We start from the raw sequence: 20,506 nt of genomic DNA on the forward strand, positions 1-20,506 counted from the left end.
AACCTCTTGCTAACGTCCCCGCAACACGCGAGAGCAGCGGCGCAGCACTCTGGGCGCCGGTTGGCAAGAACTTTCAGAGTTTCCCACTGGCGACCGCCCTTCCCCCGGCGGACCGCCATGACGACAGGAGTACCGATGCGCATCCGTACCGCGGGTGTGGTCGCCGTTCTCGGCCTGGCGCTCGCCGCCTCCGGCTGTGGTGGTGGCGACAACAAGAGCGACGAGCCGGCCGCCAGCGCCTCCCCCAAGGCCGCCAGTGGCAAGCTCGTGATCTGGGCCGACGACAAGCGGACCGCGGCCCTCAAGCCGTTCGCCGAGAAGTTCGGCCAGGAGAACGGCGTCACCGTCGAGGTGCAGGCCGTCTCGAAGGACCTGCAGACCAACTTCGTCACCGCCTCCGGCCAGGGCAGCGGCCCGGACGTCGTGGTCGGCGCGCACGACTGGATCGGCAACCTGGTCCAGAACGGCGCGATCGACCCGGTGCAGCTCCCCGACGAGCAGAAGAGCGGGTTCAACCCCACCGCGATCAAGGCCGTCACCTTCAACGGCCAGCTCTACGGCGTGCCCTACGCGACCGAGAACCTGGCGCTGATCCGCAACACCGAGCTGGCCCCCCAGGCGCCGAAGACGATCGAGGAACTGGTCGCCACCGGCAAGCAGCTCAAGGCGCAGAAGAAGGTCACCGAGACGCTCTGCCTGCAGGTCGGCCAGAACGGCGACGCGTACCACATCTACCCGCTGTACAGCTCGGCCGGCGGTTACCTGTTCGGCACCGCCGCCAACGGCGACTACGACCCGAAGGACCTGGGCGTGGGCAAGCCGGAGTCGATCGCCGCGTTCAAGAAGATCGGCGCGCTCGGCGAGAAGGGTGAGGGCGTGCTGAAGCGCTCGATCTCCGACACCAACTCGATCGCCACCTTCACCGGCAAGAAGTGCGCCTACCTGGTCTCCGGGCCGTGGGCCACCGCCGACGTCAAGAAGGCCGGCGTCAAGTACGACATCTCCGCCATCCCCGGCTTCGCCGGTGGCAAGGAAGCCGCGCCGTTCGTGGGCGTCCAGGCGTTCTACGTCGCCGCCAAGGGCAAGAACAAGGCCCTGGCGCAGGAGTTCGTGGCCAACTACGTCACCAAGCCGGAGCTGGCCGTGGCGCTGTACCAGGCCGAGCCGCGCCCGCCGGCGCTGACCGCCGCGCTGGACCAGGTCAAGGGCAGCGACCCGGACCTGACCAAGTTCACCGAGGCCGGCAAGGACGGCCAGGTGCTCCCGGCGATCCCGGCCATGGCCGCGATCTGGGACCCGTTCGGCAAGGCCGAGGCCGCCGTCATCGGTGGCGCCGACCCGACCAAGACCGTCACCGCCGCCGGCAAGACGATCTCCGGTCAGATCAAGTAATGAGCACGTCGCTGTCCGGCCCGGGGTCTGCCCAGCAGACCCCGGGCCGGGGGCCCGTCCGCTCCGGGTCCCCGCGCTCGTCCCGTACCGCGCGGAACCACGCGCCGATCACCGCGGCCGGCCTCGCCGCGAAGGTGATCCTGCTCGGCCTGGTGGCCGGGATCGCGATCTGGGCTGCCTTCCCGCTCGTCGCGGCCGAGATGTGGATCGGGCTGGCCGTGCTGGTGCTGGCCACCGCCGGGCTGTTCTACCTCTACCTCGGCCGCCGGCACATCCCGGCGAAGTACCTGGTCCCGGGCACGCTCTTCCTGATCGCCTTCCAGATCGTGCCGGTGCTCTACACCGCCAGCACGGCATTCACGAACTTCGGCGACGGTCACCGCGGTAGCAAGGACGACGCGATCGTCGCGATCCAGAGCTCCTCGGTGAAGCAGGTCCCCGGCTCCACCCAGTACCCGCTCTCGGTCGCCACCAAGGGTGACCCGGCCACCGGCGCCCTGGTCTTCCTGATCACCGACCCGAAGAGCAACACGGTCTCCGTCGGTGACAACGAGGGCCTGCGGCCGCTCGACCCGGGCGCGGCCACCGTCGCCCCGGGCGGCAAGGTCACCGCCGCGGACGGCTACACCGTGCTGAACTTCGGCCAGGCCAGCGCCCGCAGCAAGGACATCACCGACCTGGTGGTGCCCACCACCGGCGGCGCGCTGCGCTCCTCCGGGCTGTCCCGGGCGTACGAGGGCAAGGCCGTCCGGGCGTACGACGCGGGCTGCGACTGCGTCAAGGACAGCGAGAGCGGCAAGACCTGGACCGCCGACGGCGACCGCGGCGCCTTCGTGGCCGCCGACGGCGACCGGCTCGCCCAAGGCTGGAAGGTCAACGTCGGCCTGTCCAACTTCACCCGGGTGCTCACCGACGAGAACATCTCCGGCCCGTTCCTCGGCACGCTGATCTGGAACTTCGCCTTCGCGATCGGCTCCACCGGCGGCACGTTCATCCTCGGCATGCTGATCGCGCTCGCGCTGCACTCGCCCCGGGTCCGCGGCACCAACATCTACCGGGTGCTGCTGATCCTGCCGTACGCCATGCCGTCGTTCGCCATGCTGCTGGTCTGGCGGGACATGTTCAACACCGACTTCGGCCTGATCAACAGCCTGTTCGGGACCGACGTCGACTGGTTCGGCGGCGCGTGGTCGGCCCGGGTGGCGGTCATCCTGGTGCAGCTCTGGCTCGGGTACCCGTACATGTTCCTGGTCGCCACCGGCGCGTTGCAGGCCATCCCGCGGGAGCTGACCGAGGCCACCTCGGTCGACGGGGCGTCCCCCTGGCAGTCGTTCCGGGCGGTCACCCTGCCGCTGCTGCTGGTCGCCCTCTCGCCGCTGCTGATCTCGTCGTTCGCGTTCAACTTCAACAACTTCAACGCGATCTACCTGACCACCGAGGGCGCGCCGTTCCCGGCGGACAACCCGACCAACGGCGCCACCGACCTGCTGATCACCTACACCTACCGGCTGGCGTTCGGTGGCTCGGGCGCCCAGTTCGGGTTCGCCGCGGCCATCTCGCTGTTCATCTTCACCATCGTCGCGGTGGTGTCGGCGATCAGCTTCCGGCGTACCCGCAAGCAGGAGGAGGTCTACGCATGACCACTCTCACCGGAGCCCCGGTGGCCGGGGGCGGGGCCACGCCGACGGCCAACCGCAACGCCCCCCGGCGGCGCAACCGCTGGTTTGCGCAGGTCGGGTGGCGGCACCTGGTCGGCGTGCTCGGGGTGCTGTTCAGCCTCTTCCCGATCGTGTTCGTGATCTCGGCGGCGCTCAACCCGCTCGGCACGCTGTCCTCCACCGAGCTGGTGCCGACCGGCGGGGTGTCGTTCGGCAACTTCGGGCAGCTGTTCGAGCGCACCGCGTTCGCGCGCTGGTTCCTCAACTCGCTGCTGGTGGCGGGCGTCGCGTCGTTCGCCTCGGTGTTCCTGTCCTCGCTGGCCGCGTACGCGTTCTCCCGGATGCGGTTCCGCGGCCGGCGGGTGGGCCTGCTCTCGCTGCTGCTGATCCAGATGTTCCCGCAGTTCCTGGCGATCGTGGCGATCTTCCTGATCTTCGGCACGATCACCGACCTGTGGCCGTCGATCGGCTTCAACACCCCGTGGGGCCTGCTGCTGCTCTACCTGGGCGGCGCGCTGGGCGTGAACACCTGGCTGATGAAGGGCTTCTTCGACACGCTGCCCCGGGAGCTGGACGAGTCGGCCACCATGGACGGCGCCTCGCACGTCCAGGTCTTCTTCCGGATCATGTTGCCGCTGGTGGCGCCGATCCTGGCGGTCACCGGGCTGCTCGCCTTCATCAGCACGATCAACGAGTTCCTGATGGCGAACGTGTTCCTCACCAACAGCAACTCGAAGACCCTGGCGGTCGGCATGTACGGCATGCTCCAGGGCAACGAGCGGAACGTGAACTTCGGCATCTTCGCGGTGGCGACCCTGCTCACCGCGATCCCCACGGTGCTGGTGTTCCAGATCCTCCAGCGCTACATCGTCTCCGGCCTGACCTCCGGCGCCGTCAAGGGGTAGTCGTCCACATGCAACCGCACCACGACGGCTCCGCGCTCTACGTACCGGAGCAGGAGCCGGCGCTCGGACGGACCGTACCGGTCTTCGTCCGGGCGCCGGCCGGCGCGGGCGTGCGGGCCGTGCACGTGCGCACCACCCCGGACGGGGAGCCACGCTTCGCCGAGGCCACCGTGGACCGCACCGAGGGCGGTGACGTATGGTGGCGGGCCGACGTCGAGGTCCGCAACCCGGTCAGCAACTACCGGTTCATGCTCTCCGGGTCGAGCGGCCACCGCTGGCTGAACGCCGCCGGCCTGGTCGACCACGACGTGCCGGACAACGGCGACTTCAAGCTGGTCAGCCACGCCCCGCCGCCGGCCTGGGCGCGGGACGCGCTGATCTACCAGATCTTCCCGGACCGGTTCGCCCGCTCGGCCGCCGCCGACGGGCGGACCGCGCCCGACTGGGCGATCCCGTGCGACTGGGACACCCCGGTGATCGGGCGCGGCCCGGAGACGCCGTACCAGTTCTACGGCGGTGACCTGGACGGCGTCACCGAGAAGCTGGACCACCTGGACCGGCTCGGGGTGAACACCGTCTACCTCACCCCGATCTTCCCGGCCCGCTCCAACCACCGGTACGACGCGGCCAGCTTCGACACCGTCGACCCGCTGCTCGGCGGGGACGCCGCGCTGGCCCGGCTGGCCGACGCGGTCCGGGCCCGGGGTTGGCGGCTGCTCGGCGACATCACCAGCAACCACACCGGCGACGCGCACGAGTGGTTCACCGCCGCCGCCTCCGACGTGCGGGCCCCCGAGCGCGAGCTGTACTACTTCGACGCGGCGAGCGGTGACTACGAGTCCTGGAACGGCGTGAAGTCGCTGCCCAAGCTCAACTGGGGCAGCGCCGAGCTGCGCCGGCGCTTCGCCACCGCGCCCGACTCGCTGCTGCGCCGCTGGCTGCGCCCGCCGTACGGGCTGGACGGCTGGCGGGTCGACGTGGCCAACATGACCGGCCGGCGGGGCGCGGACGCGTACACCCACGAGGTGGCGCGGCTGCTGCGCGAGGTGGTCGCCGAGACCCGCGCCGACGGGCTGCTGCTCGCCGAGCACGGTCACGACCACACCGGTGACCTGGACCGCGACGGCTGGCACGGGACGATGAACTACGTCGGCTTCACCGACCCGGTCTGGTCCTGGCTGCGGCACGGCGATGACCCGGTGCCGAACTTCCTCGGTACCCCCGGCGGGGTGGCCCGGCGGGACGCGGGGGCGGTGCTGGCCACCATGGACGCGTACCGCTCGCTGATCTCCTGGCGGTCGTACACGCACTCCTGGCAGCTGCTCGGCTCGCACGACTCGGCCCGGATCCGCACCGTGGTCGGCGACGCCGCCCGGCAGGAGGTGGCCGCCGGGCTGCTGGCCACCATGCCGGGCACCCCGGTGATCTTTGCGGGGGACGAGCTGGGGCTGACCGGCACGAACGGGGAGGGGTCGCGTACCCCGATGCCGTGGCACCGGCCGGCCAGCTGGGACCGGGGCACGTTCGAGGCGTACCTGTCGCTGCTCGCGCTGCGTCGCGCCGAGCCGGCGCTGCGCCACGGCGGCCTGCGCCGGGTGTACGCCGACCCGGACACCCTGGTCTTCCTGCGCGAGGCCCCCACCGGCTCGGTGCTGCTGCTGGCCCGCCGCGCCCCCGGCACCCCCCTCCGCCTCACCGGTCTCCCGCCCGCCGAGAACGTCTACGGCGCCGCCCCGCCCCTACGCCCCGACGCCGACGGCCTGGTCACCCTCCCCCCGGACGGCCCCACCTTCCAGGCCTGGCGCCTGACCTGACCCACCCGCCCCGCCCCCACCCTTCCCCCGCCGATCTTGCAGCTTCGGCCCCTGGTATGCGCCTTTCGCGCCTTTTGCCGGGTTAGCAAGTGCAAGATCGGCGGGGGTCAGGGTCAGGGTCAGGGGTGGGGGGTGGGGTGGGTGAGGAGGGCGTGGGCGCCGGCAAGGTAGGTGCGGCGGTCGGGGCCGCCGGTGAGGATGCGTTGGGTGAAGTAGCCGGGGACCATGCCGAACAGGACGGCGGCGACCGCCTCCGGGTCGGCGTCCGCCGGCAGCTCACCGGCCTGCTGGGCGCGGCGGACGTAGACCTCCCAGTGGTCGCGGAAGCCGGAGTAGGTGGCCCGGACGAACGTCGCCAGCGTCGGGTCGCGCTGGGCCTCGCCCCAGACCTGCAGGGCGAGCCGGAGCACGCCCTCGTCCCCGACCTGCCGGTCGACGTACGCCAGCACCAGATCCAGCGCCTCGACCACCGTCGGCACCGGCTCCTGCCGGGCGAGACCGCCGATGACCTCCTCGGCGCCGCCGATCACCGCCTGGGAGATGGCCGTGATCAGGTCGTTCTTGCTGGGGAAGTAGCGGTAGACGGCGCCGACCGACAGGCCCGCCTCGGCGATCACGTCCTGCATCGACGTGTGGTGGAAGCCGTCGCGCAGGAAGCAGCGCCGGGCCGCGTCGAGGATCTGCTGACGGCGGGCGGCGAGGTGTTCGTCCGATACGCGTGGCACGCCACACAGTGTAAAACGAACGCTCGTTCTTGACGGCGGACAGTGGCGGGGTGCACGCTGGCCTCAAAGAGAACGAGCATTCGTTTTGAGGAGCACGGAATGTCCACAGCACCGGCCCGGGTCCGCTCCCCGTGGCTGCTCGCCGTCCTGGTCGCCGCGCTGGCGGTGCTCGCGCAGGCGCTGCTCGTACCCCTGTTCGCGGCGCCCGCCGCGCACCTCGCGCCGCGCGACCTGCCGGTCGCCGTCGCCGGGCCGCCGCCCGCCGCCGCCCAGCTGGCCGGCCGGCTCGCCACCGCGCAGCCCGGCGCGTTCGACGTCCGCACGCTGCCGGACGCGGCGGCGGCCGACGCCGCGCTGCGCGACCGCGAGGTGTACGCCGCCTTCGTCGTCGGCCCGGACGGCGTCGCCCTGCACACCGCCCCGGCCGCCGGCCCGACCGTCGCCGCGCTGCTCACCGAGGCTTCGACCCGGCTCTCCGCCGGCCGGCCGGTGCCGGTGGTGGAGGTGGTCCCGGCCGATCCCGACGACCCGAGGGGCGCCGGCTTCGCCGCCGGCTTCCTGCCGCTGGCGCTCACCAGCATGCTGGCCGGCGCGCTGCTCACCTTCCTGGTCGCCGGCCGGGGTGCGCGCCTGCTCGGCCTGCTCGGGTACGCCGTGCTCGCCGGCCCGGTCGGCGCGGCGGTGCTGCACGGTTGGCTCGGCGTGCTGAACGGCGACTACTGGCGCGAGGCGGGCGCGGTCGGGCTGATCGCGCTGGCCGCCGCGGGCACCGTGGCCGGGCTCGGGGCGCTGCTCGGCGGCCCCGGCGTGGGTCTCGGCGCGCTGGTGGTGTTCCTGGTCGGCAACCCGCTGTCCGGGGTCACTTCCGCCCCCGAGCTGCTGCCTCAGCCGTGGGGGACGGTGGGGCAGTTCCTGCCCGCGGGTGCCGGTGCCACGCTGCTGCGCTCGGCGGCCTTCTTCGACGGCGCGGGCGCCGGCCGGTCGCTGGTGGTGCTCGGCGGGTACGCGCTGCTCGGCGTGCTGCTGGTGCTGGTCGGCCGGTTCCGCCCGGCCGGGCCCGTGCCGGATCGGGGACCGGAGCGGCCGGCGCGGCAGCCGGTCGAGATCACGGATTGAGCTCAGTCGGCGGGGGTGCTACTACAACCCGTCGTTGATGGGGCAGGATGGCCGGCGTGGAAGCTCTCCGGCTGGTCCTTCTCTATGTCCATCTGATCGGTTTCGCCCTGCTGCTCGGCGGGTCGATCGCCCAGTACGTCAGCGGCCGGCTGCGGATCAACGCGGCCATGCTCTGGGGTTCGGTGATCGGCCTGCTGACCGGTCTCGGCCTCGCCGCGCCGCTGCGCGACGGGGACGAGCCGGCGCCCGCCAAGCTTGTTACCAAGTTGGTGCTGGCCCTGCTGATCTTTGTCATGGTCTTCTTCTCCCGCAAGCGGGAGCAGGTAGCCCGCGGCCACTTCCTGGCGATCATCGGGTTGACCCTGCTCAACGCGGCGGTGGCGGTCTTCTGGCGGTAGCCCCGCAGGCCGGGTCGCGACGCCGGTGAAACGTGCCGAACGGCGCATTAGCAGCGTCCGGGGTGATCTACCCCACGCCCGGGTTACGCCCGGATAACAGGCGTTCAACAGTCGGGCACGATTGTCGGCCGGTGGGTGGGCGCGGGCGTACGCTCCCGTCCGTAACGTGGGATGCCGGCAGCACAGCGCTCGTCGGTCAAAGGGCTGCCACCGCACAAGGCGCGGTGTGCAATGGGAAGGAGACGTCTTGCGCTCTGTGCGTGGGATGCGGATCGCCTCCGCCTTCGTGGCGGGTGGGCTCGTGCTGGGCGCCGCCGCGTGTGGTGAGGCCCCCAAGGACGACAACAACGCCGGCGGCACCGGCGGCAAGAAGTACAGCGCCTGCATGGTGACCGACGTCGGCGGCATCGACGACAAGTCCTTCAACACCTCCGCCTGGAAGGGCCTGCAGGAGGCGCAGAAGGCGAACAGCAACATCGACATCAAGAACGTCCAGTCGAAGGCCGAGGCGGACTACGAGGTCAACCTGACCGGGTTCGTCAACCAGAAGTGCGACTTCATCCTGGCCGTCGGTGGCCTGATGCAGGACGCCACCAAGAAGGCCGCCGCGGCCAAGCCGGACCAGCAGTTCGCGATCGTGGACGCGAACCCGGGCGTGGACAACGTCTACCCGATGCAGTTCGACACCGCGCAGGCCGCCTTCCAGGCCGGTTACCTGGCCGCCGGGCTGAGCAAGACCGGCAAGGTCGGCACCTACGGTGGCCTGCCGATCCCGCCGGTGACCATCTTCATGGACGGTTTCGCCGACGGCGTGGCCTACTACAACAAGGCCAAGGGCAAGAACGTCCAGGTGCTGGGCTGGGACAAGGCGACCCAGAAGGGCTCCTTCACCAACGACTTCGTCAAGCAGGACGAGGGCAAGAAGGTCTCCGACACCCTGGTCGCCCAGGGCGCGGACATCGTGATGCCGGTCGCCGGCGGCGCCGGCCTCGGCACCACCGCCGCGGCCAAGGCCTCGGGCGGCAAGTACTCGGTCGTCTGGGTGGACGTCGACGGCTGCGAGAGCACCCCGGACTGCTCCGCGATCGTGACCACGGTCGTCAAGAACATCCCGGACGCCGTGAAGGAGGCCGTGCTGAAGGCCGCCGGTGGCGAGAAGCTGCAGGCCAAGCCGGGCTTCGTCGGCACCCTGGCGAACAACGGCGTGTCCATCGCCCCGTACCACGACTTCGACTCGAAGGTCCCCGCGGACCTCAAGGCCGAGGTCGACAAGCTCAAGGCGGACATCGCCGCCGGCACCGTCACGGTCACCTCGAAGGCTCAGCCGACCAAGTGACCGACCGCCCGGTCACCGCGATGGGATCATCGACAGCGGAGGCGGGCAGGCACCAGGCATGACGATCGGCCGCTCCGGCGGGCGTGGGACACCCGCGCCCGCCCGGGGCGGCCGATGGCGCACCACCGGCCGGCCACCGCCGGCCCCGGCCGCCCGGCTACCGGCAGCTACGCTGCACCATCGCTCGCACTCCAGGAGGTTGCGCTGAGACTCGAACTGCGCGGCATCACCAAGCGGTTCGGTGATCTGGTCGCCAACGACCACATCGACCTGACGGTGGAGCCTGGAGAGATCCACGCCCTGCTCGGCGAGAACGGCGCCGGCAAGTCGACCCTGATGAACGTCCTCTACGGGCTCTACCAGCCCGACGAGGGCGAGATCCTCGTCGACGGCCAGCCGCTGAAGCTGAAGGGCCCGTCCGACGCGATCGGCGCCGGGATCGGCATGGTGCACCAGCACTTCATGCTGGTGCCGGTCTTCACCGTCGCGGAGAACATCATGCTCGGCGCCGAGCAGGTCCGGGGCGGCATCGCCGGCTTCCTGGACCGCCGCCGGGCCCGCCGCGAGGTGGCCGAGGTCTCCGCGCGGTACAACCTGCGGGTCGACCCGGACGCGGTGATCGAGGACCTGCCGGTCGGCATCCAGCAGCGGGTGGAGATCGTCAAGGCGCTCACCCGCGATGTCGACCTGCTCATCCTGGACGAGCCGACCGCGGTGCTCACCCCGCAGGAGACCGAGGAGCTGCTCACGGTCATGCGGTCGCTCAAGGCCGCCGGCAAGTCGATCGTCTTCATCACCCACAAGCTCGGCGAGGTCAAGGCCATCGCCGACCGGATCACCGTGATCCGGCGCGGGAAGACGGTCGGCACCGCCTCCCCGGACGCCAGCCGGGACGAGCTGGCCGCGCTGATGGTCGGCCGCAACGTCCGGCTCACCGTGGACAAGCAGCCCGCCACCCCGGGCGCGCCGATGCTCGAGCTCTCCGGTCTGGTGGTGGACGACGACCGGCACGTGCGCGCGGTGGACGGCGTCGACCTCACCGTGCACGCCGGCGAGGTGCTCGGCGTGGCCGGCGTGCAGGGCAACGGCCAGACCGAGCTGATCGAGGCGATCATGGGGCTGCGCCCCGTCCTCGCCGGGTCGATCAGCCTGGACGGCCAGCAGCTCAACGGCTGGTCGACCAAGAAGGTGCTCCGCGCCGGGGTCGGCTACGTGCCCGAGGACCGCAGCGTGGACGGCCTGGTCAAGGAGTTCTCCGTGGCGGAGAACCTGGTGCTGGACATCTACGACCGGCCGCCGTTCGGCAGCGGCATCTCGCTGAAGCCGGACGCGATCGCGAAGTCGGCGCGGGAACGGATCGAGCAGTTCGACGTGCGCACCTCCTCGGCCGACGCCGCGGTGGGCACCCTCTCCGGCGGCAACCAACAGAAGGTGATCGTCGCGCGGGAGCTGTCCCGGCCGCTGAAGCTGCTGATCGCCGCCCAGCCGACCCGCGGCGTCGACGTCGGCTCGATCGAGTTCATCCACAGCCGGGTGATCCGCGAGCGGGACGTGGGCACCGCCGTCATGGTCGTCTCCAGCGAGCTGGACGAGGTGATCGGGCTGGCCGACCGGATCGCAGTGATGTACCGCGGCCGGGTCATCGGCATCGTCGGCCCGGACACCCCTCGCGAGGAGATCGGCCTGCTGATGGCCGGCATCACCCCGGACACCGCCCCGGGCGACGCGACCCCCGTCGGCGGTGAGCCGGCCGCCAGAAACGACGCGACCCCCGTCGGCGGTGAGCCGGCCGCCAGAAACGACGCGGCCCCGACCGGCGGTGAGCCGGCCGCCGGAGGCGGCGCGGCCCCGACCGGCGGGCACGCCGCACCCGGCGGCGGTGCGGCCGTCGGCGGTGCGGCGCCGGCCCACGAACGCCCTGTGAACGAGGACGAGGCATGAGCAACCCCAACCCCGGCTCCCCGGACAAGGAGCGGGCGACCGAGGCGGAGCTGGCCGGGACCGGCCGCGCCGACCGGAGTGCGACGGCCACCGCGCCGCCAGCCGACCAGCCCCGGCCGTCGCTCGGCCGGCTGTTCCTGGACAACCTCTGGGCGGCCAACACGGTCACCGTGACGGTGCTCGCGCTGGTGCTGGCGATGGTGATCGGCGCGATCCTGATCATCGTCTCCGACCCGGAGGTGCTGGCCACCTACGGCTACATCACCGCCCGGCCGGCCGACGCGATCAACTCCAGCTGGACGGTGGTCAGCGAGGCGTACGCGAACCTGTTCAAGGGCGCCGTCTTCGACCCGGACGCGGTCGGCTTCACCGCGGCGATGGGTCCGATCTCCGAGACGCTCACCTACACCGCCCCGCTCGCCTTCACCGGTCTGGCGGTCGCGCTCGCCTTCCGCGGCGGCCTGTTCAACATCGGCGCCCAGGGCCAGGCGACCATGGGCGTCATCCTGGCCGCGATCGCCGGCTTCGCGCTGCCGCTGCCGCCGGGGCTGCACCTGCTGGTCGCGCTGATCGCCGGCGCCGCCGCCGGTGCGCTCTGGGGCTTCGTGCCGGGCATCCTCAAGGCCCGCACCGGGGCCCACGAGGTGATCAACACGATCATGCTGAACTACGTCGCGGTCTATTTCCTCTCCTGGATCATCGTCCAGGCCGGGGTGCAGAACCCGGACCGTTCCGACGCGATCAGCAAGCCGGTCGACTCCTCGGCCCAGCTGCCCCGGCTGCTCGGCGCCGACCTGCGGGTGCACGCCGGCATCCTGCTCGCCGTGCTGGCCACCTGGTTCGTCGCCTGGCTGCTCAACCGCTCCACGCTCGGCTTCGAGCTGCGCGCGGTCGGCGCGAACCCGGACGCCGCCCGCACCGCCGGAATCAGCGTCACCAGGACGTACGTGCTGGTCATGGTGATCTCCGGGCTGCTCGCCGGCCTGGGCGGCAGCCAGATGGTGCTCGGTTCGACCGCGAACGCGCTCACCCCGCTGGTGATCGCGCAGATCGGCTTCGACGGCATCCTGGTGGCGCTGCTCGGCCGGGTGAAGCCGTGGGGGGTGCTGCTGGCGGCGCTGCTGTTCGGCGCGCTGCAGGCCGGTGGCAACCGGATGCAGTCGTACTCAGGTATCTCGCTGGAGCTGGTCACCGTGCTCCAGGCGCTGATCGTCATCTTCATCGCCGCGCCGGCCCTGGTGAAGGCGATCTTCCAGCTCCGGGCCGCCCGCGCCGCCCGGTTGCAGACGAGCCTGGCGAAGGGCTGGTAAGGCATGTCCACCACCGCTGTCCCCGACGTCGCCGTGGCAACGGTCGACCAGGGCTTCTGGACGCGCAACCGCAGGATCGGCGCGGTCCTGCTGGCGCTGGGCGTGCTCGCCACCGTGCTGTTCGGGGCGCTCGCCACCGGCCAGCAGGCCCGCTTCACCCTCAGCGAGACCGAGGGCGGCGCCGCGCTGGAGATCGACGGCACGGTCGGCGCGATCCTGTTCGGGTTGATCACCGCCGCGGCCGGCGGCGCCCTGCTGGCCGGGGTGCCGAAGCGCTGGTTCACGCTCGCGCTCGGCGTCGGCCTGGTCGCCTTCGTGCTGAGCTTCCTGTGCTGGCAGGTCTCCGCCGCCCCCGAGGGGCGCAACTTCATGCCGCTGGTCAACATCGTCCGGGGCACCTTCATCCTGGCCCTGCCACTGATCTTCGGCGCGTTGGCCGGCGTGCTCTGCGAGCGCAGCGGCGTGGTCAACGTGGCCATCGAGGGCCAGCTGCTGATGGGCGCGTTCAGCGGCGCGCTGTTCGGCAGCATCTCGCAGAGCGTCTGGGTCGGCCTGGTCGCCGCCGCGATCGGCGGCGCGCTGATCTCGCTGCTGCTGGCCGTGTTCGCGATCCGCTACCTGGTCGACCAGGTGGTCATGGGTATCGTGCTGAACCTGCTGGCGGTCGGCGTCACCGGCTTCCTCTACGAGCGGCTGATGCAGACCGACGCGCAGAAGTACAACAGCGCGCCGCGCTTCTCGAACTGGGAGATCCCGCTGCTGAAGGACATCCCGGTCCTCGGGCCGGCGCTGTTCCGCGGCAACATCTTCCTCTACCTCGGCCTGCTGCTGGTGCTGGTGATCCACATCGCGCTGTTCCGGACCCGGTGGGGGCTGCGGACCCGCTCGGTCGGCGAGCACCCCACCGCGGCGGACACCCTCGGCGTCAAGGTGCTCGGGCTGCGGTACCGCAACGTGCTGCTGGCCGGCATGGTCGCCGGCATCGGTGGCGCGTCGTACACGCTGGCGCTCTACTCGTTCACCAAGAACATGATCGGTGGGAAGGGCTTCATCGCCCTGGCCGCGCTGATCTTCGGCCGGTGGAGCCCGACCGGGGCGCTGCTCGCCGCGCTCTTCTTCGGCTTCGCCGACCAGTTGGCCACCTACCTCGGCGCGATCGGCAGCAGCATTCCCAGCCAGTTCCTGGCGATGCTGCCGTACCTGGCCACCATCCTGGCGGTGGCCGGGCTGGTCGGCCGGGTCCGCGCGCCCGCCGCGGACGGCAAGCCGTACGTCAAGGGCTGAGCCCGCGACCCGACGCGCCCGGTGGGGAAGAACTCCCGCCGGGCGCGCGGCGTTCCCGGGTACCCCTTCGCGCGTCCGACCTGGGCGGCTTCGGCACAATGGTGGGATGACCGAGATCGACTGGGACCGGCTACGGGCCGCCGCCACCGAGGCGATGCGGCACGCGTACGCGCCGTACTCGAAGTTCCCGGTCGGCGCGGCCGCCCTGGTCGACGACGGCCGGATCGTGGTCGGCTGCAACGTGGAGAACGCCGGCTACGGCGTGACCCTCTGCGCCGAGTGCGGGGTGGTCTCCTCGCTGCACGCCACCGGCGGCGGCCGGCTGGTGGCGCTCTCCTGCGTCGACGCGACCGGTGAGCCGCTGATGCCGTGCGGCCGGTGCCGGCAGCTGCTGTGGGAGAACGGCGGCCCGGAGTGCCTGGTCGAGTCCCGCCTCGGGCCGCTGCGGATGGCCGAGCTGCTGCCGCACGCGTTCGACGTGGCGGACCTCGACGCGGTGGTGGGGGAGACCCCGGTGCCGGTGGTGCCGGAGCGGGTGGCCGCCTGGCGGGGCCGCGGCACCGTCTTCGTGCACCCCGACCTCGCTGCCGGCCAGCAGGTCTGGACGGCGTACTGGGAACGGTCCGCGGGCGACGCGGTGGACGCCGAGACCGGGGTGCTGGAGGAGGGCCCGAGCTGGGACGACTCCGCCGAGGCGATCAGCTGGGGACTGGCCCGTACCCCCAGGGTGGTGGTGGTCGACGCGGCCGGCACCATCTTCTGGGCGGGGGAGGGCGAGCCGCCTACGGAGATCCCTTCGGTCTGGAGGGGTTGAGCTTGAGGGATGGGCCCGACCGTGCCCGGCTCCGGGCGGTCAGGCTTGATCCCTCCGCCGGGCACGGTCGGTCCATCCCCGGTGGGCGCGGTCCGCGCGGTCGGTATCTCGCAACGACTAGGGAAGATCATCTGATGAGTGGGTTTGCGGCGGTTGATGTCATTCGGGCCAAGCGGGACGGGGGGGTGCTGAGCGACGACCAGATCGACTGGGTGGTCGACGCGTACACCCAGGGGGTGGTGGCCGACGAGCAGATGTCGGCGCTGGCCATGGCCATCCTGCTGCGCGGGATGACGCCGCCGGAGATCGCCCGGTGGACCGCCGCGATGATCGCCAGCGGGGAGCGGCTGGACCTGTCCGCGGTGACCCGGCCGACCGTCGACAAGCACTCCACCGGCGGCGTCGGTGACAAGATCACCCTGCCGCTCACCCCGTTGGTCGCCGCGTGCGGCGGCGCGGTGCCGCAGCTGTCCGGGCGCGGCCTCGGGCACACCGGCGGCACGCTGGACAAGCTGGAGTCGATCCCCGGCTGGCGGGCCGCGCTGAGCAACGAGGAGTTCATCGCCCAGCTGCGCGACGTCGGCGCGGTGATCTGCGCGGCCGGCACCGGGCTCGCCCCGGCCGACCGCAAGCTGTACGCGCTGCGCGACGTCACCGGCACCGTCGAGGCGATCCCGCTGATCGCCAGCTCGATCATGAGCAAGAAGATCGCCGAGGGCACCGGGGCGCTGGTGCTCGACGTCAAGGTCGGCTCCGGCGCGTTCATGAAGTCGGTGGACGACGCCCGGGAGCTGGCCCGCACCATGGTGGAGCTGGGCGGCGCGCACGGGGTGCGGACCGTCGCGCTGCTCACCGACATGTCCACTCCGCTCGGGCTGACCGTCGGCAACGCGGTCGAGGTGACCGAGTCGGTGGAGGTGCTGGCCGGCGGCGGCCCGGCCGACGTGGTGGAGCTGACCCTGGCGCTGGCCCGGGAGATGCTGACCGCGGCCGGTCTGCCGGACGCCGACCCGGCCGCCGCCCTGCGGGACGGGCGGGCGATGGACGCCTGGCGCCGGATGATCCGCGCCCAGGGTGGCGACCCGGACGCCCCGATGCCGACCGCCAACGAGGTGGAGGTGGTCCGCGCCGAGGCCGACGGCTTCGTCGAGTCGGTCGACGCGTACGCGATCGGGGTGGCCGCGTGGCGACTCGGCGCCGGACGGGCCCGCAAGGAGGACCCGGTCAGCATCCCCGCCGGGGTGGTGCTGCACCGGCGGCCCGGCGACCCGGTACGCGCCGGCGACCCGCTCTACGAGCTGCGCGCCGACGACGCCTCCCGGATCCCGGCGGCGCGGGCGGAGGCCGCCCGGGCGGTCCGGATCGCCGCCACCACGCCGACGCCGACGCCGCTGGTCATCGAGCGGATCGGCTGACCCCGGCGGGCCGGTCACCGGTGGGTGCGGCACCATGGTGCCCACCTGCCCGACCGGCTATCCTCCCAGCCCAGGGGGATCGACCGGCAGTGTGCGCCGATGCGAGCAGACAGGGACATCGATCGTGCTGGTGACCGCCCCCGACCCCCGGGAAGTCCGTGAGGCGAGCCTCGACGAGCTGGCCCGACTCGGCCTGCCCCTGCCGCCCGCCCAGTTCCCGCTGGTCTGGGAGCCGGGCGACGAGATCGAGCTGCGCCCGACCGACGAGATCGAGGCGCGGATCGCGGTGCTGCACGTGATCCTCGCCCGCTGCTTCGGGATGCCCGCCCAGGCCGCGACGGGCTGGCTGCTCAACTCCCACCTGGTCGACATGGTCACCCCGCCGGAGTGGCAGTTCGTGATGGGCGGCAAGGGCGACCACCGGTCGTTCGTGCTGCACCACGACGCGCTCTTCTCGCTGTGCTGGGTGCTGGGCCTGACCAAGGAGCTGGACCCGACGGTGCCGGTGGACGAGCGGCTGGTCGAGCGGCTGCCGCACATCCCCTCCGGGGAGACGTTCGCCCACTGGCGGTCGCGGATCCTGGCCGCCCCGCAGCACCCCGCCGACGCGGCCGCCCTGCTCGACCTGCACTACTGCCTGGACTGGGCGTACCTGGCGGCGGAGAAGGTCGGCCACCCGCTGCCCGGGCTGGTCGACGCCAACGCGATCGGGCAGCGCCGCTGGGCGCTGGAGTGGGCGGTGATGCTGCGCGGGCCGTACCACGACGAGCCGCCGGGCTGGGAAGAGGTCGACCTCTCCACCTGACCCGGCGCCGGCGCCGCCGGTGCTCGCCGGCCGGTGACCGCCGGTCAGCGTGGTCGGTGTACGCCGAGCCGGACGGCGAGGGTCACCGCGACCGGCTCGGGCAGCGCGGCGATCCGCTCGGCCAGCCGGGCCGGGTCGGCGTGCCAGGCGCTGGGGCCCATCCCGACCAGGGTGGCCACCTCGGCCCGGGTCAGGGTCAGCCGCGCCCGGTGCTCGGTGGCCGACTCCTCGGTGAAGTGCCCGGCCAGGCTCTCGGCCACCCGGTCGGCCTTGGCCGGGTCCACCCGCAGCAGGCCGAGCGCGTCGACCAGCTCGGTCAGGTGCGCGTCGGTGGGGGTGACCACCAGCAGCGCGCCGGCCGGGTCGAGGACCCGGTGGAACTCCGGGCCGTTGCGCGGCGCGAACACGTTGAGCAGCAGGGCGGTGGAGTGGTCGGCGAGCGGGAGTCGCTGCCAGGTGTCGGCCAGCGCCGCGGCGGCGCGCGGGTGCGCCCGGGCCGCCCGGCGCAGCGCGGGCTTGGCGACGTCCAGGGCCAGACCCACGGCGTCCGGCAGCGCCGCCAGCACCGCGGCGAGATACCAACCGGTGCCGGCCCCGGCGTCCACCACCAACGGGTACGCCCCACCGCCCGCCGCCGGCTCGCGGTCGGGTGCCGCTTCGCGGTCCGGTGTGGCCTCGCGGTCCGGTGCCGCTTCGCGGGCCGGCGTCGCCCCGCTGTTCACCGTCGCCGCGCGGGCCGCCGGCTCGTGGGCCGGCATCGCCGCGCGAGCCGCCTCGGCGAGTGCGGTGGCGATCGGTCGGTAGTGGTCGCGGGAGAGGAAGTCGGCTCGGGCGGCGACCATCTCGGCGCTGTCCCCGGCGTGCGGGGCACGGCCGGCGAGCAGGTTGACGTACCCCTGTCGGGCGGTGTCGAAGCTGTGCCCGCGCGGGCAGCGCAGCGCCCGGGCGGTGCCGGCGGTGGCCTCGGTCAGCGGCTCGGCGCAGACCGGGCAGCGCAGCCGGGCCAGGATCCGCGGGTCCATCTCAGCCCTCCGCCGGCTCGGGCCGGGCGCGGTCGGCGGCCAGCCGGGCGACCACCCGGTGGGTGAGCGCGCCGAGCGCCTCGATCTCGGCGGGGGTGAGCTGGTCGATCAGGTGCCGGCGGACGGCGGCGACGTGGCCCGGGGCGGCCGCCTCGACGGCCCGTCGGCCGGCCGGGGTGAGCGCCACCAGCGAGCCGCGGCCGTCGGACGGGCACTCCTCGCGGGTGACCAGGCCGCGCCGGCACATCCGGGAGATGTGGTGGGACAGCCGGCTGCGCGACCAGAGCATCCGGTCGGCCAGCTCGCTGAGTCGCAGCCGCTGGCCGGGGGTCTCGGACAGGTCGGTGAGGACGTCGTAGTCCGGCTCGGAGAGGCCGGAATCCTGGGCCAGCTGCCGGGCCAGCGCCAGGTCGAGCAGGCGACGCATCCGGCGGTACCCGCGCCAGGCGCGGTCCTCCCGCTCGTCCAGCCAGCGCGTCGACTCCATGCGCCGATCCTAGCCAGGTCGTTGACATGTCACCGATCCGGCCCTACGGTCGATGACATGTCAACCAGTCTGTGGGAGCTGTTCGGAGACCGGGGGCGCGGGGCGCTGGCCACCCTGCGCCGGGACGGCCGGCCGCAGCTGTCGAACCTGGACTACCTCGCCGAGCCGGGGCTGATCCGCTGCTCCACCACGGGCGACCGGGCCAAGGTGCGCAACCTGCGCCGCGACCCGCGCGCCAGCTTCTACGTCAGCACCCCCGACGGCGGGGCGTACGCGGTGGCCGAGGGGGTGGTCACGCTCAGCCCGCCGGCGGCGGCCACCGACGACGCCATCGTCGACGAGCTGGTCGAGGTCTACCGGCGGATCCGCGGCGAGCACCCGGACTGGGCGGACTACCGGGCGGCCATGGTCACCGACGGCCGGCTCGTCCTGCGCCTCGCCGTCGAGCGGGTGTACGGCTGGCGGCCGTGACGGCAGGCCCGGTCCCGTGCCGTCCCGGCGGCGGCGGGAACTAGGGTCTGGGCATGGTCGCAATCTCGTACCAGGACATCGTCAAGGCCCCGAAGGCGTTGCTGCACGATCACCTCGACGGCGGTCTGCGCCCGGCGACGATCGTGGAACTGGCCGCCGAGGTCGGCCACGAGCTGCCCAGCACCGACCCGGAGGCGCTCGGTCGCTGGTTCGTCGAGGCGGCCGACTCCGGCTCGCTGGAGCGCTACCTGGAGACGTTCGCGCACACCGTGGCGGTGATGCAGACCGCGCCGGCGCTGCGCCGGGTGGCCCGGGAGTGCGCCCTGGACCTGGCCGCCGACGGCGTGGTCTACGCCGAGGTCCGGTTCGCCCCGGAGCAGCACCTGGAGCAGGACCTCACCCTGGACGAGGTGGTCGACGCGGTGCTCGCCGGGTTCGCCGAGGGCACCGCGGCGGCCGCCGAGGCCGGCCACCGGATCCGGGTGGGCACCCTGCTCACCGCGATGCGGCACGCGGCCCGCTCGCAGGAGATCGCCGAGCTGGCCGTCCGGCACCGGGACACCGGCGTGGTCGGCTTCGACATCGCCGGCGCCGAGGCGGGCTTCCCGCCCACCCGGCACCTGGACGCCTTCGAGTACCTCCAGCGGGAGAACTTCCACTTCACCATCCACGCCGGCGAGGCGTTCGGGCTGCCGTCGATCTGGCAGGCCATCCAGTGGTGCGGGGCCGACCGGCTGGGGCACGGCGTACGGATCGTGGACGACATCAACCCGGGCCCGACGCCGGTGCTCGGCCGGCTCGCCGCGTACGTCCGGGACAAGCGCATCCCGCTGGAGCTCTGCCCGTCGTCCAACGTGCAGACCGGCGCGGTCGCCTCGATCGCCGAGCACCCCATCGGGCTGCTGCGCGACCTGCGGTTCCGGGTGACGGTGAACACCGACAACCGGCTGATGAGCGGCACCTCGATGTCCCGGGAGATGGCGCTGCTGGTGGAGGCCTTCGGCTACGGCTGGAAGGAGCTCCAGTGGTTCACCATCAACGCGATGAAGAGCGCGTTCATCCCGTTCGACGAGCGGTTGCGCATCATCGACGAGGTGATCAAGCCGGCGTACGCGAAGCTGCTCGGCTGACCGGCGCGGCCGGTCGGCCAGGTCCCGGCCGGCCCGGCGCGGGCGGCGGGCTCAGTGCCGGTCGGCCCGGCGCGGGCGGTGGGCTCAGTGCCGGTCGGCGGAGTGGGGCGGGTGGTCGGCCACCAGGCCGGCCACCCGGCGCAGGATCTCCCGGGCCCGGGTCGCCTCGGCGCCGAGCCCGGTCTGCCGGCGCAGCACCTCCGGCTCGGCGCGCAGCAGCGCCAGCCCGCGCCGGACCAGCACCCGCGGCGCCTTGCGCTGTTCGGCCAGGTCCCGCGTCAGCCGGCGGACGAAGGTGGCGCCGCGCGGACGGCGCAGCGCGTACGCCCCGGCGAGCAGGCCGCGTCGGCGGCACTCCTCGGCGATGTCCGCGGCGAAGATCCCTTCGGCGATGAAGAGTGGCGATCCGGTCACCACGAATGGCCGGCTGGCCACCTTGCGGTCGGCACCGATCGCATAAACCGGCACTTCGGCCTTGCCGTC

Annotated in this window: 19 protein-coding genes; 15 read left to right on the plus strand and 4 right to left on the minus strand. The window is 72.6% G+C overall.

What is annotated here, in order from left to right:
• Positions 1-135 precede the first annotated feature (135 nt).
• The 4 genes from ACFY3U_RS16950 to ACFY3U_RS16965 are packed head-to-tail and all read left to right on the plus strand — an operon-like array spanning position 136 to position 5,769.
• The gene (locus tag ACFY3U_RS16950) at positions 136-1,392 is read left to right on the plus strand and encodes an extracellular solute-binding protein (protein ID WP_387201873.1); all 1,257 of its coding nucleotides are present in this window, start codon (positions 136-138) and stop codon (positions 1,390-1,392) included.
• Positions 1,392-3,032, plus strand: a complete 1,641-nt coding sequence (locus ACFY3U_RS16955) for an ABC transporter permease subunit (protein WP_387201876.1) — start codon at positions 1,392-1,394, stop codon at positions 3,030-3,032. Before ACFY3U_RS16950 ends, ACFY3U_RS16955 begins: the two co-directional genes overlap by 1 nt.
• Positions 3,029-3,955, plus strand: coding sequence for a sugar ABC transporter permease (locus ACFY3U_RS16960; protein WP_387201879.1), 927 nt, complete (start codon positions 3,029-3,031; stop codon positions 3,953-3,955). Before ACFY3U_RS16955 ends, ACFY3U_RS16960 begins: the two co-directional genes overlap by 4 nt.
• 8 nt (positions 3,956-3,963) lie before the next feature.
• Positions 3,964-5,769, plus strand: a complete 1,806-nt coding sequence (locus tag ACFY3U_RS16965) for a glycoside hydrolase family 13 protein (protein WP_387201882.1) — start codon at positions 3,964-3,966, stop codon at positions 5,767-5,769.
• 119 nt (positions 5,770-5,888) lie between these two features.
• Here ACFY3U_RS16965 and ACFY3U_RS16970 read toward each other — a convergent pair whose 3' ends face one another.
• Positions 5,889-6,494: a TetR/AcrR family transcriptional regulator gene (locus tag ACFY3U_RS16970; protein WP_387201885.1), complete on the minus strand. Its 606-nt coding sequence runs from the start codon at positions 6,492-6,494 to the stop codon at positions 5,889-5,891.
• Positions 6,495-6,593: 99 nt separating this feature from the next.
• On the opposite strand from ACFY3U_RS16970, the gene ACFY3U_RS16975 reads away from it, so the two are divergent.
• The 9 genes from ACFY3U_RS16975 to ACFY3U_RS17015 all read left to right on the plus strand — a co-directional run bounded on the left by ACFY3U_RS16975 (position 6,594) and on the right by ACFY3U_RS17015 (position 16,913).
• Complete coding sequence (locus tag ACFY3U_RS16975; RefSeq protein ID WP_387201888.1) at positions 6,594-7,610, plus strand: hypothetical protein; 1,017 nt, start codon at positions 6,594-6,596, stop codon at positions 7,608-7,610.
• A gap of 56 nt (positions 7,611-7,666) precedes the next feature.
• A complete protein-coding gene (locus ACFY3U_RS16980; RefSeq protein ID WP_387201891.1) occupies positions 7,667-8,008 on the plus strand; it encodes a hypothetical protein in 342 nt (113 codons plus the stop codon).
• Between the two features lie 265 nt (positions 8,009-8,273).
• Positions 8,274-9,344: a BMP family protein gene (locus ACFY3U_RS16985; protein ID WP_387202268.1), complete on the plus strand. Its 1,071-nt coding sequence runs from the start codon at positions 8,274-8,276 to the stop codon at positions 9,342-9,344.
• 114 nt (positions 9,345-9,458) lie between these two features.
• Positions 9,459-11,285 (plus strand): ABC transporter ATP-binding protein, encoded by a 1,827-nt coding sequence (locus tag ACFY3U_RS16990; protein WP_387201894.1) that lies wholly within the window; start codon positions 9,459-9,461, stop codon positions 11,283-11,285.
• Positions 11,282-12,595 (plus strand): ABC transporter permease, encoded by a 1,314-nt coding sequence (locus ACFY3U_RS16995; protein ID WP_387201897.1) that lies wholly within the window; start codon positions 11,282-11,284, stop codon positions 12,593-12,595. The genes ACFY3U_RS16990 and ACFY3U_RS16995 overlap by 4 nt, the downstream gene beginning before the upstream one ends.
• A gap of 3 nt (positions 12,596-12,598) precedes the next feature.
• A complete protein-coding gene (locus ACFY3U_RS17000) occupies positions 12,599-13,879 on the plus strand; it encodes an ABC transporter permease (RefSeq protein WP_387201899.1) in 1,281 nt (426 codons plus the stop codon).
• Between the two features lie 106 nt (positions 13,880-13,985).
• On the plus strand, positions 13,986-14,693 hold the full coding sequence (locus ACFY3U_RS17005) for a cytidine deaminase (protein WP_387201902.1): 708 nt from the start codon (positions 13,986-13,988) through the stop codon (positions 14,691-14,693).
• Positions 14,694-14,827: 134 nt separating this feature from the next.
• Positions 14,828-16,108, plus strand: a complete 1,281-nt coding sequence (locus tag ACFY3U_RS17010) for a thymidine phosphorylase (RefSeq protein WP_387201905.1) — start codon at positions 14,828-14,830, stop codon at positions 16,106-16,108.
• Between the two features lie 124 nt (positions 16,109-16,232).
• A complete protein-coding gene (locus ACFY3U_RS17015) occupies positions 16,233-16,913 on the plus strand; it encodes a DUF4272 domain-containing protein (protein ID WP_387201908.1) in 681 nt (226 codons plus the stop codon).
• A gap of 44 nt (positions 16,914-16,957) precedes the next feature.
• Here the strand turns inward: ACFY3U_RS17015 and ACFY3U_RS17020 are convergent, their stop codons facing one another.
• Positions 16,958-17,935, minus strand: coding sequence for a putative RNA methyltransferase (locus ACFY3U_RS17020; RefSeq protein ID WP_387201911.1), 978 nt, complete (start codon positions 17,933-17,935; stop codon positions 16,958-16,960).
• Position 17,936: 1 nt separating this feature from the next.
• Complete coding sequence (locus ACFY3U_RS17025) at positions 17,937-18,422, minus strand: MarR family winged helix-turn-helix transcriptional regulator (protein ID WP_387201914.1); 486 nt, start codon at positions 18,420-18,422, stop codon at positions 17,937-17,939.
• Positions 18,423-18,479: 57 nt separating this feature from the next.
• Here ACFY3U_RS17025 and ACFY3U_RS17030 point away from each other — a divergent pair, with 57 nt between their 5' ends.
• Both ACFY3U_RS17030 and ACFY3U_RS17035 read left to right on the plus strand, forming a co-directional pair.
• On the plus strand, positions 18,480-18,893 hold the full coding sequence (locus ACFY3U_RS17030; RefSeq protein ID WP_387201917.1) for a PPOX class F420-dependent oxidoreductase: 414 nt from the start codon (positions 18,480-18,482) through the stop codon (positions 18,891-18,893).
• A gap of 53 nt (positions 18,894-18,946) precedes the next feature.
• Complete coding sequence (locus tag ACFY3U_RS17035; protein WP_387201920.1) at positions 18,947-20,023, plus strand: adenosine deaminase; 1,077 nt, start codon at positions 18,947-18,949, stop codon at positions 20,021-20,023.
• 84 nt (positions 20,024-20,107) lie between these two features.
• On the opposite strand, the gene ACFY3U_RS17040 is transcribed toward ACFY3U_RS17035, so the two are convergent.
• Positions 20,108-20,458: a hypothetical protein gene (locus ACFY3U_RS17040; RefSeq protein ID WP_387201921.1), complete on the minus strand. Its 351-nt coding sequence runs from the start codon at positions 20,456-20,458 to the stop codon at positions 20,108-20,110.
• Between the last annotated feature and the right edge of the window lie 48 nt (positions 20,459-20,506).

Origin of the sequence: Micromonospora sp. NPDC000089 (assembly GCF_042899365.1) — a bacterium.
In the GTDB taxonomy this organism is placed as follows: Bacteria; Actinomycetota; Actinomycetes; order Mycobacteriales; family Micromonosporaceae; genus Micromonospora.